A 16,208-nucleotide genomic window follows, 5' to 3' on the forward strand; every position below is an offset into this window, starting at 1 on the left:
GAGAGCAACAGGCATGACAAATGACAACAGACTGAATTTCAGCAATATGGAAAAAGACGCCTGCGGAATCGGTGCTGTGGTGCGCATAGACGGTCAGGCAACCCACCAGGTGGTGGATCAGGCACTGCACATCGTGGAAAAGCTGGAACACCGGGCGGGCAAGGATGCCACCGGCGAGGTGGGAGACGGTGTCGGGATCCTGGTGCAGATCAGCCACCCTTTCTTCGAAAAAGCCTGCCGCCGGCAGGGCATTGAACTGGGCGGAGAAAAAGAATATGGCATCGGCCAGTTCTTTTTCCCGCAGGATGAACTGCAGCGCAATCAGGCGATGAAGCTGTTTGAAACGATCTGCGCCAAGGAAGGCTGCCGGTTCCTTGGCTGGCGGCAGGTGCCCATGCAGCCGGAAATCCTGGGACAGGCTGCCAGAACCTGCATGCCGGCGATCTGGCAGGGATTTGTGGCAAAGCCCGACGGCCTGGCTGCTGGATCGGAATTCGACAGAAAGCTGTACGTGATCCGGCGGGAGTTCGAGAAGAGCTGCCCGGGCACTTACGTGGTGTCTCTGTCCAGCCGGACCATTGTCTACAAGGGAATGTTCCTGGTGGATCAGCTGCGGCGGTTCTATCCGGATCTGCAGGATGAAGACTATGCCTCGGCCATTGCACTGGTGCACAGCCGGTTTTCCACCAACACCACCCCTTCCTGGCAGCGGGCTCATCCCAACCGGATCATCTGCCACAATGGCGAGATCAACACGATCCGGGGCAACGCCAACCGCATGCTGGCCCGGGAAGAGAGCATGAACTCCCCGCTGATGGAAGAAGAGTATTCCAAGATCCTGCCGGTGATCTCCATTGACGGATCGGATTCCGCCATGCTGGACAACACCCTGGAATTTCTGATGATGAACGGCATGGATCTGGCCAAAGCCGTGATGATCACCATTCCGGAGCCCTGGAAACAGGTGCAGATGGAAGAATCCCGGAAGGATTTCTATCATTACTACGCCACGATGATGGAACCCTGGGATGGTCCCGCAGCAATCCTGTTTTCCGATGGAGACATTGCCGGCGCGGTGCTGGACCGCAACGGACTGCGTCCGGCCCGCTACTACATCATGGAGGACGGTACGTTCATTCTCTCCTCCGAGGTGGGTGTGCTGGACCTGGATCCGGCGAAAATCGTCAAGAAGTCCCGGCTGGAGCCTGGAAAGATGCTGGTCATTGACACAAAGCAGCAGCGCATTGTGCCGGATGAGGAACTCAAGTCGGAATATGCCGGGCGCAATCCTTATGGCGAGTGGCTGAACCTGAATCTGGTGCATCTGCAGGATCTGCCGGCACCGGACCGCAAGCCCCGGATGCATACCCAGGAGCAGCGGGACAAGCTGTACAAAGTGTTCGGATATACCCAGGAAGACATGCAGGATCAGATTCTGCCCATGGCCAGGACCGGAGCGGAGCCCACAGCCTCCATGGGAACGGATGTGCCCCTGGCGGTGCTCTCCCGGCTTCACCCTTCCCTGTTTCGCTACTTCAAGCAGCTCTTTGCCCAGGTCACCAATCCGCCCATTGACTCTCTGCGGGAGAGCGTGGTGACGGATACCACGGTCTACATCGGCTCCGATGGCAATCTGCTGCAGGAAACCGGCTCCAACTGCACGGTGCTGGAGGTAAGCAATCCGATTCTGGATGGCCGGGACATGGACAAGATCCGATGTCTGGAGCGCCCCGGATTCCATGCGGAAACCATTTCTCTGCTGTTCTACCGGGGGATGCCCCTGAAGGATGCCATTGATCAGCTGTATCTGCAGTGCGACCGGGCTTACCGCAACGGAGCCAATGTGCTGATCCTGTCTGACAGAGGCATTGACGAGTCCCGCATGGCAATCCCTTCCCTGCTGGCGGTTTCCGCTCTGGAACAGCATCTGGTGCGGACAAAGAAGAAGACGGATGTTTCCATCATTGTGGAGTCGGGAGAACCCAGAACAGTGCACGAATTTGCCTGCCTGCTGGGCTTTGGTGCCACGGCGGTCTATCCCTATCTGGCACATGAATGCATCGAAGAGCTCATTGATCTGGATATCCTGGACAAGGAACCTTCCAAGGCCATTGCGGATTACAACGATGCCATCCTGCACGGAATCGTGAAGATCGCCGCCAAGATGGGCATCAGCACGCTGCAGTCCTACCAGGGGGCGCAGATCTTTGAAGCGGCGGGCATCCGGCAGGATGTGATCGACCAGTATTTCACCAACACTGTCAGCCGGATCGGCGGCATCGGTCTGGAGGAAATCGAAGAGGATCTCACCTGCCATCATGATCATGCCTTTGATCCCCTGGGGCTTGGGCTGGATACATCTCTGGATTCTGTGGGCATTCACAAACTGCGCAACGGCGAGGGCAAGGAAGATCATCTCTACGATCCGAAAACCATCGTCCTGCTGCAGGAAGCCACGCAGAAGGGAGATTATGATCTCTTCCAGGAATACACGAAGCGGGTCAACGATCCTGCAAGACCCCACAACCTCCGTTCCCGTTTGGAGTTTGTTTCCGACCGGGAACCTGTGGATCTGGCCGAGGTGGAACCGGCTTCCGAAATCGTGAAGCGGTTCAAGACCGGCGCCATGTCCTATGGCTCAATCTCTCAGGAAGCCCATGAATGCATGGCCATTGCCATGAACCGGCTGGGCGGCAAATCCAACTCCGGTGAAGGCGGTGAAATGCCCGAGCGCTATGGAACCGAGCGCAATTCCGCCATCAAGCAGGTGGCTTCCGGCCGCTTCGGTGTCACCAGTGAATATCTGGTGTCCGCCAGAGAGATCCAGATCAAGATGGCCCAGGGCGCCAAGCCCGGTGAAGGTGGTCACCTGCCGGGGAAAAAGGTGTATCCCTGGATCGCAAAAACGAGATATTCCACACCGGGAGTGACCCTGATCTCTCCCCCGCCCCACCACGATATCTACTCCATTGAAGATCTGGCACAGCTGATCTATGATCTGAAGAACGCCAACCGGCAGGCACGGATTTCCGTGAAGCTTGTTTCCGAAAACGGTGTGGGCACCATTGCCAGCGGTGTGGCCAAAGCCGGTGCCAAAGTCATTCTGATTTCCGGACATGATGGCGGAACCGGTGCGGCTCCCCAGAGTTCCATTCACAACGCCGGACTGCCCTGGGAACTGGGACTGGCGGAAACACACCACACCCTGGCGGAAAATGGCCTGCGGTCGCGGGTGATTCTGGAAACCGATGGAAAACTCATGAGCGGACGGGATATCGCAATTGCCGCACTGCTGGGTGCTGAAGAATTCGGGTTTGCCACCGCACCGCTGGTAACGATGGGCTGCCGGATGATGCGGGTGTGCAATCTGGATACATGTCCCTTTGGCATCGCCACCCAGAACCAGGAACTGCGCAAACGGTTCCGTGGCAAGCCGGAATACGTCATGAACTTCATGCTGTTCATGGCAGAGAATCTCCGGGAGATCATGGCGCAGCTTGGTTTCCGGACAGTGGAGGAAATGGTCGGTCACAGCGAGTGCCTGCAGGTGCGTGCCGGAGATGACCACGGGCTGCAGCTGGACAAGATCATCGGTCAGCCCTGCTGGCAGCATGCGCTGGAGTCGGATGCGTTTGATTTCGAACTGGATTCCACGGTGGATGTGGATGTGCTGCTGCCGGAATTCAAACCGTATATGAAGAAAAAACCGGTCTTCCACGAAGCCACGGTACAGGTGACCAGCACCGACCGGACGGTGGGAACGATCCTGGGCTCGGAAATCACCAGAAAGTACCGGCAGTCACTGAAGGATGATACCTTCGTGGTGAACTGCCTGGGCGGTGCCGGACAGTCCTTCGGCGCTTTCATTCCCAGAGGGCTGACACTCCGGCTGTCCGGAGATGCCAACGACTATTTCGGCAAGGGACTCTCCGGCGGACGGCTGATCGTGGCACCGGAGGCGGAAAGCACACTGGTGCCGGAAGACAATGTCATCATTGGCAATGTGGCTCTGTATGGTGCCACATCGGGACAGGCGTTTATCCGGGGCAAGGCCGGCGAACGGTTCTGTGTCCGCAACTCCGGTGCAGAGGCTGTGGCAGAAGGCTGCGGCGATCATGGTCTGGAGTACATGACCGGCGGCACTGTGGTGATTCTGGGCAAAACCGGCAAAAATTTTGCAGCAGGTATGTCCGGTGGCATCGCCTTTGTTCTCGACCGGTCACACACACTCTACAGACGGCTGAACCAGGAGCTTGTTTCCATGGAAGAAGTGGAATCCAAGACGGACCGGGAACTGCTGCAGCGGCTGCTGACACAGCATGTCCAGGCCACTGGCAGTGAACTGGCTGCCGGGATCCTGGCAGATTTCGAAGGAAATCTGAAGAATTTCAAGAAGATCATCCCCAATGACTACAAGAAAATCAAAACGGTCATGAAGGAATACGAAGACAAGGGCTATTCACCGGAAGAAGCGGAGCTGATGGCCTTTGACGCGATCCATGCCGGAAACGGAAAGGAGAAACACTGATGGGCAAACCAAACGGATTTCTCGAATACCAGCGCAAGGACAATCCCTGGCGTCCCAGCCAGGAGCGCATCCTGGACTTCCAGGAATTCAAAATGGCGCTGGATGAACAGACCCGCCGCGAGCAGGCTGCCAGATGCATGAACTGCGGCGTGCCCTTCTGTCAGTCTGCCATTGAACTGAAAGGCCGGGTGACAGGCTGTCCGCTGCACAATCTCATTCCCGAATGGAATGATGAGATCTGCAGCCGCCATGATCACCATGCCCTGAGCCGGCTTCTGAAAACCAACCCCTTTCCGGAATTCACCGGCCGGGTCTGCCCTGCCCTGTGTGAGAAAGCCTGTCTGAACGGAGTGGATGGTCAGCCGGTGACGATTCATGATAATGAGCTGTTCATCATCGAGACAGCCTGGGAGAACGGCTGGATGCAGCCGCAGATCCCGCCTGTACGCTCCGGCAAGTCTGTGGCAGTGATCGGCGCCGGTCCCGCTGGCCTGGCAGCCGCGCAGATTCTGAATCAGCGGGGGCATTCCGTGACGGTGTTTGAACGCAAGGACCGGGCTGGCGGTCTGCTGATGTACGGCATTCCGAACATGAAGCTGGACAAATCCGTCGTTGAGCGGCGGATCCGGAAGATGGAAGCCGAGGGTATCCGGTTTGTGTTCAATGTGGAAGCCGGGGTGGATGTCTCCCGGGAAGAACTGAAACAGGAATATGATGCCATTCTGCTCAGCTGCGGCTCCCGGCAGGCACGAGACCTGCAGATTCCCGGCAGGGAGCTGTCTGGAATCCACTTCGCGGTGGACTATCTGGAACGGGCCACCAGACAGGTGCTGGATGGCACCCCCTGGATCGATGCCTGGAACCGGGATGTGGTTGTAGTTGGCGGCGGGGATACTGGGAATGACTGTATCGGCACAGCCGTGCGGCAGGGAGTCCGTTCTGTCACAGCCATCGAGATGATGCCCCGCCTGCCGGAAGAACGCCAGGCGGACAATCCCTGGCCTCAGTGGCCCAATGTCTCCAAAACCGATTACGGCCAGCAGGAAGCCATTGCCCAGTTCGGGCGGGATCCCCGGCTGTTTGAAACAACGGTGACGGAAGCCATTGGACAGGACGGCCAGCTGCAGGCTGTCCGGATTGCCAAAGTGGCATTTCAGGATGGAAAAATGCAGATTCTGGAAGGGTCTGAACAGGTGATTCCCTGTGACCTGCTGCTGATTGCTGCCGGTTTTACAGGCATTGAACCCAGTCTGAAAGACAGCTTCGACCTGGAAACCACCAGCCGGAACGTGATCGTGACGAAGAACTATCAGACACAGGATCCGCAGGTTTTCGCCGCAGGCGACTGCCGCCGGGGACAGTCTCTGGTGGTGTGGGCTATCCGGGAAGGCACCAGGGCTGCCAGACAGATTGACGAATATCTCATGGGCTACACCAATATAGAATGATTTGAATGCTGACAGAGAACCGCCGATTCAGCCCGGGCTGGTGTCAGCATGCGAAAACAGCCGTGACCTGGAAAAGGAAACGGCTGTTTTTTTTTTGCGTATCTGGTATTGTCCGATACCGGGTGCGTGCAGATTCCGGCAGGATTCAGAAAAAGCTTTTGATGAAGATTTCCAGGCCGATCAGGATCAGGATCGTTCCCCCGGCAAGTCCTGCCTGTCTGGCAAACCGCATACCGAAGCGCTTGCCAATCCAGAGCCCTGCCAGACATATGATCCAGGTAACAATGCCAATGATCAGGCAGGAGATCAGCGCTTCGTGCCACTGGTAACGGGAAATTGTGAAGCCCACAGACAGGGCGTCAATGCTGGTGGCAATTCCCTGCAGCACCAGTGCCGCAAAGGATACAGCGGGTTTCTGTCTGTTGCCGGCTTCCCGGATCATGTCAATGCCGATCCACAGAAGCAGGATCAGGGAAATCCAGGGAATGAACGGCTTGAATCCCGCAAACAGCTGGGCGATGGAATGCACACAGAACCAGCCAGCCAGGGGCATGGCAAACTGGAAAAAGCCGAAAAGACCGGAAATGAAGCACATCCTGGCTGACTTCATCCGTGGTTCATTCAGGCCATCCGCCAGGGAAACGGAAAAGGCATCCATGGCTAGCCCGGTTCCCAGCAGAATGCTGGTGATGACAAGACCGGTCATAAGTCTCCCTTCTCCTTCAGGAAGCGGATGAAAGCCTCAGCCGCTGTGCTCAGGGGGACATCCGGCTTCCAGACGATATCCGAAAAGCTGGACAGAGCCGGCTGCAGACTGCGGGTTTCCAGTTCTCCGGACAGCAGATCCAGTCCCACACCCGGAATGCCCACAAACACGCCAAGCCCTGCTGTGACCATCTGAATGCCATTGAAAGCCAGATTGGAAATCAGGACAGTCTGAGAATCTTCATAGTAGCCCTGCATCCAGGAAATGATGGTTTTGCGGACCTCTTCCCTGCCAGGCAGAATAAGCGGCACACCAGCCAGGTCTTCAGGCCGGATGCAGATTTGTCTGGTCAGGGGATGATCTGCCGGCATGACGGCTGCATAGGATTCCGTTTCAAGAAAACGAATCATTTCATAATTCTGACCCGGCAGTGGTTCCACCATCAGCTCCAGATCCAGCAGTCCCTGATCCAGCTGAGAGCGGATCTGATCCGCTGTGGAGGTGATGAGTTCAAAGGACACCTGCGGATGCATGTCCCTGAATTCTTTGATGTAGAGACCCAGCTTCCGGACACTCTGCAGCTCTCCCGCACCGATCACCACTGTCCCCTTGATTTCATCGCAGCCGCAGATCAGTTCCTGTCTGGCTTTGTCTGACAGCTCGATGATTTCTCTGGCCCGACGCCGGAACAGCAGCCCCTGGGGGGTCAGAGTGATGTGGCGGGAGCCCCGTTCAAACAGCTGTACACCAAGCTCGGTTTCCAGATCATGCAGCTGCCTGGAGAGTGTCGGCTGCGTGATGTGCAGCATACGGGCAGCCCGGGATATGTTTTCCTCGCTGGCTACAGCCAGGAAATAGCGTAAAATTCTCAGTTCCATAGGGGTATTAAAGCATAGAAAGTATGATTTGTAAGGGTGTAAAGCATGAAAAGGCCGGAAAACCGGCCTGTTTCTTATTTCTTTTCGTTTTTGATGGTTGCCTGGGCTGCAGCCAGTCGTGCAATGGGCACACGATAGGGAGAGCAGGATACATAGTTGAGTCCAAGGCCATCCACAAATTCGATGGAAGCAGGATCACCGCCGTGCTCGCCGCAGATGCCCAGTTTGATTTCCGGACGGGTCTTTCTGCCGCGTTCGGCTGCGATGGAAACCAGTTCGCCTACACCTGTCTGGTCAAGGCGTGCGAAGGGATCGTTTTCGTAGATTTTGGCGCTGTAGTACTGCGGCAGGAACTTGCCGGCATCATCACGGGAGAAGCCGAAGGTCAGCTGTGTCAGGTCATTGGTACCGAAGGAGAAGAACTCGGCTTCCTCGGCCAGTTCACCGGCTTTCAGAGCGGCTCTGGGCACTTCCACCATGGTTCCTACGCGGTAGTCCATGTCCACACCTTCCTCTTCCAGAATCCGGTCAGCAGTATCTGTTACCAGTTTCTTGACATATTTCAGTTCCTTCAGGTCGCCGATCAGCGGCAGCATGATTTCGGGAACCACATTCCAGTCGGGGTGCTTTCTGTTCACGTTGATGGCTGCCCGGATCACGGCTTCTGTCTGCATTCTGGCGATGCCGGGGTTGGAGACATCCAGACGGGATCCGCGGTGACCCATCATCGGGTTCACTTCGTGCAGGGAATCTACAACAGCCTGCAGTTCCTCTGCGGGAATGTTCATTTCGGCTGCCAGTTCAGCGATTTCCTCCGGTGTGTGAGGTACGAATTCGTGCAGAGGGGGATCCAGATAACGGATGGTCACAGGACGGCCTTCCATGGCTTCATAGATGCCCTCGAAGTCTTCCTGCTGCAGGGGTTCCAGCTTGGCCAGCGCCGCTTCCATCTGCTCGTCTGTTTTGGCCACAATCATCTCACGGATGGCTTTGATCTTGTCTCCGTCAAAGAACATGTGTTCTGTACGGACCAGACCGATGCCCTCTGCACCGAAGTCAACAGCCTGTGCTGCATCCCGGGGGGTATCCGCATTGGTCCTGATTTTCAGGCGGCGTCTGGCATCTGCCCATTCCATGAACCGTTCAAAGTCACCGGTGATTTCTGCCGGTACGGTTTTGATTCGTTCTCCATACACGTTGCCGGTGGAGCCGTCCAGGGAAATCCAGTCTTCCCTGCCGAAGGTTTTGCCGTTCACGGTGAAGGTGCCGGCTTCCTCATCGATGGTGATGTCTCCGGCACCGGATACACAGCAGGCACCCATGCCACGGGCTACAACAGCTGCGTGGCTGGTCATGCCGCCCCGGACTGTCAGAATGCCCTGTGCGGCTGCCATGCCCTGGATATCTTCCGGAGATGTTTCCAGACGGACAAGAATCACCTGTTTGCCTTTGGCGGCTTCTTCGATGGCTTCTTCTGCAGAGAAGACCACGGTACCGGTAGCTGCACCAGGAGAGGCCGGCAGAGCCGTGGTGATGGGAGTGGCGGCTTTCAGCTGGGCTGCATCAAACATGGGGTGCAGCAGAGAATCCAGCTGCTGGGGTTCCACCATCATGATGGCTTCATCTGTGTTGATCAGGCCTTCATCCACCATGTCGCAGGCAACCTTCAGGGCAGCCTGTGCGGTACGCTTTCCGTTTCGGGTCTGGAGCATGAAGAGTTTGCCGTTTTCAATGGTGAACTCCATGTCCTGCATGTTTTTATAATGGTTTTCCAGTCTGGAGCAGATGTCCACAAACTGGTCGTAGGCTGTGGGAGACACTTCCTTCAGCTGATCGATTTTCTGTGGTGTGCGCACGCCTGCCACAACGTCTTCTCCCTGAGCATTCATCAGGAATTCGCCATACAGTTTGTTTTCACCGGTGGCCGGGTTGCGGGTAAAGGCCACGCCGGTTCCGCAGTCTTCTCCCATGTTGCCGAAGACCATCATCTGAACGTTGACCGCTGTACCCCAGTCGGAAGGAATGTCATTCTGGCGGCGGTAGTAGATGGCCCGCTCGTTGTTCCAGGAACGGAATACCGCTTCGATGGCTTCCATCATCTGTGTACGCGGATCTGTCGGGAAATCTTCCCCAAGTTCGGAACGGTAGAAGTCCTTGAACCGGGCAACCAGCTCCTTCATGTCTTCGGCATCCAGCTCCAGGTCGTCCTTCTTGCCTTTTTCGGCTTTCACTTCATCGATGATTTCTTCAAAGCGTTTTTTGGACAGTCCCTTAACCACATCCGCGAACATCTGAATGAAGCGGCGGTAGCTGTCATAGGCAAACCGCTCGTTGCCGGTTTTCTCTGCGATGGTCGCAGCCACCACATCGTTGATGCCCAGATTCAGAATGGTGTCCATCATGCCGGGCATGGAGGCACGGGCGCCGGAGCGCACGGATACCAGCAGCGGGTTTTCCCTGTCCCCGAATTTCTTGCCGGTTTCCTTTTCCAGCATTTCCAGGTACTCGTAGATCTGCGACCGGATATCGTCGCTGATTGTTTCCCCGTCTTCGTAGTATTTGTTGCAGGCTTCCGTGGTAATGGTAAAGCCATTGGGCACAGGCATGCCCAGACTGCTCATTTCAGCCAGGTTCGCACCTTTCCCGCCAAGCAGCTCCCGCATGTCGGCGTTGCCTTCATTGAACAGATACACATATTTCTTGTCCATCAAGTTTCCTCCTGAACTTTCTTCGCAACCATGTAATCGGTTACATCTCTGAGATTATAGCACATTGCAAGCACTATGCCTACCTTTGTTCCCAATGACAAAACTGTCACAATCAGGAGGTTCCCAGGTGCCTGACAGAATGGACCTGGCGGCAATGATAGTACAATGAAGACAGAAAAAAACGGCGGAGCTCAAAGCCCCGCAGCGTTCAGAAAGAATGGAATTGAAGAGAAGGCTGGCTGCTGTCTTCTCTGCTGGACGGAATGTCCGTGATCGTTCCCGGGTATGCGGTCTCTTCGGCAGATTTCCGCATGGCCACAGGCGTCATAGTGGTGATCTCGTCATCGTCATAGCCGACAACAAGACTGTTTTCACTCAGAAGGATGGGCCGTTTCAAAATGGACGGATTCTTCTGAATCAAAGTAACCAGTTCCTTCGTCGAATAATCATCAATCCCTTTCTTTAAAGAATGAAAAGCTTTCGACCGAACAGAAATGATATCTTCGGTGCCGTTCTCACATCTCGATAACAAATACTTGATTTCACTTTCTTTTAAAACACTTGAAAAAATATTCTTCTCGACAAATTCAATGTGGTTATCTTTGAGCCACTGTTTCGCCTTACGGCAGCTCGCGCACCCAGGAGATGTGTAGATGATGACCATATACGTACCTCCTGTCACCCAAATTATACCATCCTTGTCGGAAATGGAAACAGAAATTTCGAATAAGTTGAAATTTCAACTACAGTTATAACGAATTTGAAATGTCAACTGATGTGCCCGGGAAATTCCGGGCCTTTCTCTGTGATAGAATAGTCCAGACGGAGGTTTTTTATGAAACGAATGCTCAGCGGAATCAAACCGACCGGCCGCCTGCATCTGGGCAACTACATCGGTGCGATTTCTCAGTTTACAAAATATCAGGATGAATATGAACTGTTCATTTTCATCGCCAACGAACATGCCATCACGATCCCCATCGAGGCAAAGGACCTGCGGAAGAACACAAAGGATCTGATCGCACTGTATCTTGCCTGCGGACTGGATCCGGAAAAGGTCACGCTGTTTCTGCAGAGTGATGTGGATGCCCATGCAAAACTCGGCTGGGTCATGACCTGCATGGCCTATATGGGCGAGATGCAGAGAATGACACAGTACAAGGACAAAACCGCCAAGGGAGAAAAAGGCGTGACAGCCGGCCTGTTCACCTACCCGGCCCTGATGGCGGGGGATATCCTTCTCTATGATCCGGATTATGTACCTGTGGGCGTCGACCAGAAGCAGCATGTGGAACTGACCAGAAACCTGGCAGAGCGTTTCAACCACCGGTACAGCGATACCTTCAAAATTCCGGAACCTCTTTCTCAGACAGTGGGACAGAAGGTATTCTCGCTGACGGATCCCACAAAGAAGATGTCGAAATCCGAGTCCAATCCAAAAGGCACCATTGATCTGCTGGATGATCCGGCGCAGGCCCGAAACAAGATCCGCAGTGCGGTGACCGATTCCCTGGGCGTTGTCCGGTATGATCCGGAAAATCAGCCGGGTGTCTCCAATCTGCTGACGATTCAGTCCGTTCTTTCCGGAGAACCGGTAGAGGACATCGTGACCAGGTACGAAGGAAAAGGCTACGGCGATCTGAAACAGGAAGTGGGAGATACGGTGTACAGTTTCCTGACAGAGCTGCAGGCCCGGTACCGGAAAATCCTGGATGAAAAAATCGTAGACAAAGTTCTGGCAGACGGTGCAGAAAAAGCCAGACGGATTGCCGACAAAAAGATCAGCAAAGTCTACAGAAAAGTCGGTTTCACCATTTAGACAGCAGAAAACCCGGAAACAGCAGAAACTGTTCCCGGGATTTTTTGCGCGCCATCAGACAGGAGTGTTTTCCAGAAACTGTTCAGCGTTGAAGGGATACCATCCTTCTCCCTTGTCCAGATACAGACAGTACTGCGGAATGCCACCTTCATCCAGCGGGCCGTAATGCATCCAGCTGTCGTGGTATCTGCCGGCAATGGTCAGAACCTGCTGCAGCATCTGCGGAAAGTAGAACCGGTCTTTGTAGTGCGTGCCCCAGGCTGCCCAGATTCTTGTCTCCGGGTACCGGCTGAGGACAGAGTCTATGACTTTCATGTTTTCGGCAACCAGTTCCGGATCCGGAACCTGGTCCAGTTCATCCAGATGGGTTGCCCGTTGAGGATACAGACAGAGTATGATCCAGGAATCATACCCGTAATCCTCTGCAATGTGCCGGACTGTGGTCACAGTGGGGCTTTTGACAGTGGGAGATCCCACCGAGGGATTGATGCTCATGACAATCAGCGGTTTCGTTCCTTCTGTTCCCAGGACGAAACGGGCCCGGTTGTCAGGTGTGTTCTGATACAGATACGTCATGCTGCCTCCGTTTCAGTTCCAGTATAGCCGCTGACTCATCGCCGGACGACGAAAAGGACCGGAGACAGCAGAGTCCCCGGTCCAGGTATGGACTGTATCTGTCCTGTTTCCGGATGCAGCCGGCTACATTACACAGAACACCAGAAGGAAAACAGCACCGAAACAGATCCGCCATATCCCGAATACCAGCAGTGTATGCCTGGAAAACCATGTTTTCATACCCCGGATCACGACCGGTCCCAGAACAAAGGCCACAGCCGCTGTCACCAGACACAGCAGGATGCTTTGCCAGGTAACAGCAGGCAGAGAGACCAGGTGTGCCAGTCCGCCGGCTCCCAGCGTCCACATGGATGTCATGCAGGCCAGACCAAAAGCCGGTTCATACTCCAGACCTGTGACAAGTCCTGCCAGAATGGCCATGGACAACACCCCGGTCCCGGGAATCACACCGCAGCAGGTTACCGCCAGCCACAGGATCACGGAAGCAAGACCATGACCGGCAAGGGCTTCCGGTTTCATGAGGGACTGGATGAGAAACAGAATCCCGATGGTGATGGTGAGCAGTCCGCTGATGAAAGGAGGCACTTCCCCCTGCGGCAGGATCAGCCCTGTCAGCAGGATCAGCAGCACAGCCGGAACGATCCGGACCCGGTTGGCCATCAGGTGTTTCCGGAACAGAAGCAGGCAGGACAGAGCCATGCCCAGCTGTGCCGCGCCTGTCAGCGGAAGATACCAGGGACTGCGGATCATGGCCTGAATCAGTTCAATGTGAATCCTGGCGCCCACCGGCATCCAGAAGGTCAGCATGGAAAGCAGCAGGGCAGCTGCCAGCTGCAGCGTCACTGCAGGCACTGGCGGACGAGTTCCTTGAAGATTCTTCCCCGCTCCTCGTAATTGGAAAACTGATCAAAACTGGAACAGGCAGGTGAAAGCAGAATTGTATCACCGGGCCTGGCAATGCGCAGGGCCTCTTCCAGAGCCTGCTCCATGGTCTCCACCGAAGTCTGATGGCTGAAGATGTCTTTGAATTTGTCCCGGGTCTGTCCGAAGGAGAAACAATGCCGGACAATCGGATCGTACTGCCTCAGATCCTCAAAGGATATGTGCTTGTCTTTGCCGCCGGCCAGAAGGATGACATTGTCATCAAAAGCGGACAGTGCCGCACAGGCAGCGTGGGTGTTGGTGGCTTTTGTATCATTGTAGATCCGGATGCCGTTGTGTTCAGCCACAAACTCGATGCGGTGTTCCACGCCCGGGAATGTACAGATCACATCCCGGATGTCCTCAAGACTCACACCCAGCTTGAACGCCATGGCTGCCGCCATCATCGCATTGCCCAGATTGAAATCTCCCACAATTTTCAGATCCTCTTCCCGGAACAGTTCCTCGCCGAACAGCCAGGCACTTCCGTCATGGCGGCAGAGATCTGCCGGATGTGTCAGGGAGAAATCCACGATGCGGCAGGGAATGCTGACGGCATATTTCATGATTTCCGGATCATCTGTATTCCGGATGAACCAGTCCCCTTCCCGGCAGTTCGCATAAATCTTCATTTTTGATGCATAGTAACTGTCCAGGGAATCCATGTAGTCCAGATGGTCCGGGGCAAGATTGGTGACCACGCTCACTTCCGGCCGAAAGGTTTCCGTTCCCAGAAGCTGGAAATTGGAGAGTTCCAGAGCGATGTCCGCTTCCTCTCCCGCTGTTTCCAGCACCACTTCCGACAATGGAACACCGATGTTGCCGGCGTATCTGGCAGCGGGATTTTTGCGCCGCAGCATTTCATACAGCAGTGTGGTGACTGTTGTTTTGCCATCGGTGCCTGTAATGGCCGCGTACCGCAGTCCGTCAGCTGCCCGGTAGGCGGTTTCGATTTCCGTGTAGACCGGCACGCCCATTTCCTGCAGCCGGCGGATGACAGGCACCCGGTATGGAATCCCCGGATTCTTGACGGCAAAGGCATAGGTTTTCTCAAAAAGCCAGTCCGGATGTCCATTGTCCACAACCTGAATTCCCTCCAGACCTGTCCGGTCCTGAACAGGCCCCGAGTCGGTCAGGATCACATCATATCCCTGCTGTTTCAGCAGTCTGGCAGCTGCGGTGCCGCTGCGGGCAGCCCCGATCACAAGTACAGTTTCCATGATTGACCTCCTCCTACAGGAAATACAGCAGCAGCCCCAGCGCTGCCAGAAGGATTCCAGCAGCCCAGAACCGGTGGACAACAGCGGTTTCTGTCATGCCGCCTTTTTCAAAATGATGATGCAGCGGTGCCATGCGGAAGATCCGCTTTCCGGTGCGTTTGAAGTGTGTGACCTGGATGATGACCGAGAGAACCTCCGCGACAAACACAAACCCGATGATGACCAGAAGGAGTTCCTGTTTCAGGACCATGGCCACTGCAGCAATGAATCCCCCCAGGGCCAGGGAACCGGTGTCCCCCATGAAGATTTTTGCCGGATGCAGATTGAAGCGCAGATAGCCGATCAGCGAAGCGATGACCATGATGATCAGAACCAGCACAGGATACTGATGCTGCACGGAGGCAAACACCGCAAAGGGCACCAGGGCGATGACCATCAGTCCGGCACACAAACCGTCGATTCCATCGGTGAGATTGACCGCGTTGGTTTCAGCAGTGAACATCAGGACCACCAGAAGGAAATATGCCCAGCCCAGATCGATATAGATATCAGCCAGCGGGATCCATATCTCCGTGCTTGAACCTGAACGGTAGATCATGAAGAAAATGATGGCCAGCACTGCCTGCAGCAGAAACTTGGCGCCGGGTTTCAGGCCCTCGTTGTCCTTTTTGACCACAATGATATAATCATCCAGGAAACCGATCAGGCCATAACCGACGTAAGCCAGCAGGATAATCAGAATGTTCTGACTGAATCTCATATCCGGCAGAATGAACGAACCGGCTATATAAATAATGGTGGGAACCAGTATGAAGGCAAGTCCGCCCATGGTGGGGGTTCCGTTCTTCTTTTTATGAGACTCCAGCCCTTCTTCCCGTTCTGTCTGGCCGAATTTGATTTTATGCAGGTACCGGATCAGTCCGGGCATGATCATGAGCATGATCACCAGACAGATCACACCGGCAAGGATGGCAGTCATCCAGGCGGAATAAACCATGTTATCACTCCATTTCGCGCCTATTATACCATGTTTCAAATCACAATCGGCTTGATATTCGGAACTCAGGGTGATAAGATAAATGAGCGATTGCGTAAAGACTCAGGCAAGGGAGGGACAGCAGATGTCGAGAAAATGCCAAGTATCAGGCAAGGGTCCTTTATCCGGAAACAAACGGTCTCACTCTATGCGTGCGAGCCGCCGGAAATGGAACGTGAACCTTCAGAAGGCTACCATCATGGTTGACGGCAAGCCGCAGCAGGTTCGCATCAGCGCACGCGCTCTGAGAACTCTGAAGAAACAGAACGCTGCCTGATTGCCATATGGAAGGGACCCACGGTCCTTTTTTTTATGGCGCTCTAAACTTTGGTGAGGTTCCGACTCTCACATCCTGTACACTTGGATGA

12 protein-coding genes are annotated in these 16,208 nt (G+C 54.9%); 4 read left to right on the forward strand and 8 right to left on the reverse strand.

Annotation, left to right across the window (positions count from 1 at the left end; all coding sequences use genetic code 11):
- The first annotated feature begins 13 nt into the window (after nt 1-13).
- Both gltB and QZ305_RS06630 read left to right on the forward strand, forming a co-directional pair.
- A complete protein-coding gene (gene gltB / locus QZ305_RS06625) occupies nt 14-4,528 on the forward strand; it encodes a glutamate synthase large subunit (protein ID WP_294730955.1) in 4,515 nt (1,504 codons plus the stop codon).
- Complete coding sequence (locus tag QZ305_RS06630; protein ID WP_294730956.1) at nt 4,528-5,976, forward strand: glutamate synthase subunit beta; 1,449 nt, start codon at nt 4,528-4,530, stop codon at nt 5,974-5,976. The genes gltB and QZ305_RS06630 overlap by 1 nt, the downstream gene beginning before the upstream one ends.
- A 145-nt stretch (nt 5,977-6,121) precedes the next feature.
- Here QZ305_RS06630 and QZ305_RS06635 read toward each other — a convergent pair whose 3' ends face one another.
- The 4 genes from QZ305_RS06635 to QZ305_RS06650 all read right to left on the reverse strand — a co-directional run bounded on the left by QZ305_RS06635 (nt 6,122) and on the right by QZ305_RS06650 (nt 10,932).
- Entirely contained in the window at nt 6,122-6,682 is a 561-nt protein-coding gene (locus tag QZ305_RS06635; protein WP_294730957.1) for a manganese efflux pump, read from the reverse strand.
- Complete coding sequence (locus QZ305_RS06640) at nt 6,679-7,560, reverse strand: LysR family transcriptional regulator (RefSeq protein ID WP_294730958.1); 882 nt, start codon at nt 7,558-7,560, stop codon at nt 6,679-6,681. Before QZ305_RS06640 ends, QZ305_RS06635 begins: the two co-directional genes overlap by 4 nt.
- Before the next feature lie 74 nt (nt 7,561-7,634).
- Nucleotides 7,635-10,268 carry a pyruvate, phosphate dikinase gene (gene ppdK, locus QZ305_RS06645; protein ID WP_294730959.1) on the reverse strand — a complete coding sequence of 878 codons (2,634 nt, stop codon included), beginning with the start codon at nt 10,266-10,268 and terminating at the stop codon, nt 7,635-7,637.
- A 208-nt stretch (nt 10,269-10,476) separates the two neighbouring features.
- On the reverse strand, nt 10,477-10,932 hold the full coding sequence (locus QZ305_RS06650) for a Spx/MgsR family RNA polymerase-binding regulatory protein (RefSeq protein ID WP_294730960.1): 456 nt from the start codon (nt 10,930-10,932) through the stop codon (nt 10,477-10,479).
- A gap of 171 nt (nt 10,933-11,103) precedes the next feature.
- On the opposite strand from QZ305_RS06650, the gene trpS reads away from it, so the two are divergent.
- Nucleotides 11,104-12,087 (forward strand): tryptophan--tRNA ligase, encoded by a 984-nt coding sequence (trpS, locus tag QZ305_RS06655; protein ID WP_294730961.1) that lies wholly within the window; start codon nt 11,104-11,106, stop codon nt 12,085-12,087.
- A gap of 54 nt (nt 12,088-12,141) precedes the next feature.
- Here the strand turns inward: trpS and QZ305_RS06660 are convergent, their stop codons facing one another.
- From QZ305_RS06660 to mraY, 4 genes are all read right to left on the reverse strand, one after another.
- Nucleotides 12,142-12,663 carry a DUF1643 domain-containing protein gene (locus tag QZ305_RS06660; protein WP_294730962.1) on the reverse strand — a complete coding sequence of 174 codons (522 nt, stop codon included), beginning with the start codon at nt 12,661-12,663 and terminating at the stop codon, nt 12,142-12,144.
- 123 nt (nt 12,664-12,786) lie between these two features.
- Nucleotides 12,787-13,515, reverse strand: a complete 729-nt coding sequence (locus QZ305_RS06665; protein ID WP_294730963.1) for an undecaprenyl-diphosphate phosphatase — start codon at nt 13,513-13,515, stop codon at nt 12,787-12,789.
- Nucleotides 13,503-14,807 carry a UDP-N-acetylmuramoyl-L-alanine--D-glutamate ligase gene (gene murD, locus QZ305_RS06670; protein WP_294730965.1) on the reverse strand — a complete coding sequence of 435 codons (1,305 nt, stop codon included), beginning with the start codon at nt 14,805-14,807 and terminating at the stop codon, nt 13,503-13,505. Before murD ends, QZ305_RS06665 begins: the two co-directional genes overlap by 13 nt.
- 10 nt (nt 14,808-14,817) lie before the next feature.
- Nucleotides 14,818-15,801 (reverse strand): phospho-N-acetylmuramoyl-pentapeptide-transferase, encoded by a 984-nt coding sequence (mraY, locus tag QZ305_RS06675; protein WP_294730964.1) that lies wholly within the window; start codon nt 15,799-15,801, stop codon nt 14,818-14,820.
- Nucleotides 15,802-15,925: 124 nt separating this feature from the next.
- On the opposite strand from mraY, the gene rpmB reads away from it, so the two are divergent.
- Entirely contained in the window at nt 15,926-16,117 is a 192-nt protein-coding gene (rpmB, locus tag QZ305_RS06680; RefSeq protein WP_067556841.1) for a 50S ribosomal protein L28, read from the forward strand.
- Nucleotides 16,118-16,208: the final 91 nt, after the last annotated feature.

It is taken from the genome of uncultured Faecalibaculum sp. (assembly GCF_910588395.1).
Lineage (GTDB): Bacteria > Bacillota_I > Bacilli_A > Erysipelotrichales > Erysipelotrichaceae > Faecalibaculum.

Bases quoted from the DNA above. Each gene is read 5' to 3' on its own strand.
- gltB (WP_294730955.1), top strand. From the start codon at position 14: ATGACAAATGACAACAGACTGAATTTCAGCAATATGGAAAAAGACGCC.
- QZ305_RS06630 (WP_294730956.1), top strand. From the start codon at position 4,528: ATGGGCAAACCAAACGGATTTCTCGAATACCAGCGCAAGGACAATCCC.
- QZ305_RS06635 (WP_294730957.1), bottom strand. From the start codon at position 6,682: ATGACCGGTCTTGTCATCACCAGCATTCTGCTGGGAACCGGGCTAGCC.
- QZ305_RS06640 (WP_294730958.1), bottom strand. From the start codon at position 7,560: ATGGAACTGAGAATTTTACGCTATTTCCTGGCTGTAGCCAGCGAGGAA.
- ppdK (WP_294730959.1), bottom strand. From the start codon at position 10,268: ATGGACAAGAAATATGTGTATCTGTTCAATGAAGGCAACGCCGACATG.
- QZ305_RS06650 (WP_294730960.1), bottom strand. From the start codon at position 10,932: ATGGTCATCATCTACACATCTCCTGGGTGCGCGAGCTGCCGTAAGGCG.
- trpS (WP_294730961.1), top strand. From the start codon at position 11,104: ATGAAACGAATGCTCAGCGGAATCAAACCGACCGGCCGCCTGCATCTG.
- QZ305_RS06660 (WP_294730962.1), bottom strand. From the start codon at position 12,663: ATGACGTATCTGTATCAGAACACACCTGACAACCGGGCCCGTTTCGTC.
- mraY (WP_294730964.1), bottom strand. From the start codon at position 15,801: ATGGTTTATTCCGCCTGGATGACTGCCATCCTTGCCGGTGTGATCTGT.
- rpmB (WP_067556841.1), top strand. From the start codon at position 15,926: ATGTCGAGAAAATGCCAAGTATCAGGCAAGGGTCCTTTATCCGGAAAC.